Below are 640 nucleotides of genomic sequence, written 5' to 3' on the forward strand. Positions count from 1 at the left end.
AAATTCCATTTTTTGTGGAGTCAAAGCTTTGGAAATATCGATCAGCTCCTGCTCGCCATTATATAATTTTTTAGTCTTGGTATTGATTGTTAAGACAGTACCTGTAGCGACAGAATAAGCTTCTTCAAGGATTGGCTCATTTTTCTCGTTACGGATTACGTTACCATTTTCATCCACTTTCTTCACCCAGTTTTTAAGGTCTATACCGATACCTCCGGTCACATCCACTGTGGTCAAGAAAATAGGTGAGATACCATTTGTACCGCCTACAATTGGTGCGATGTTCACAAAAGGAACATAAGGACTCGCTTGTTTACCCGTCCATAATGCAACGTTGTTGACACCCGACATACGAGATGACCCCACACCCATTGTTCCTTTCTCAGCAATTAACATGACACTTTTACCAGGGTGTTGCGCCTGTAACTCAACGATCTGTTGCTGTGCTTCAGGTGTGATCATACATTTTCCATGTAATTCACGATCTGAACGCGAGTGCGCCTGGTTACCTGGCGACAATAAATCTGTCGAGATATCACCTTCACCAGCGATAAAAGTAATCACCTGAATTTCCTCAGCAACCTCAGGCAGTTTTGTGAAAAACTCTGCTTTTGCGTAGCTTTCTAAAATATCTTTTGCA

At 41.9% G+C, this 640-nt stretch carries 1 pseudogene; it reads right to left on the bottom strand.

The features are described from left to right. Nucleotides 1–640 (bottom strand): annotated as a pseudogene (locus tag B2X72_RS05230) (bifunctional aconitate hydratase 2/2-methylisocitrate dehydratase); the annotation flags it as partial.

Source organism: Sphingobacterium sp. UBA7253 (genome assembly GCF_002472745.1).
GTDB lineage: Bacteria > Bacteroidota > Bacteroidia > Sphingobacteriales > Sphingobacteriaceae > Sphingobacterium > Sphingobacterium siyangense.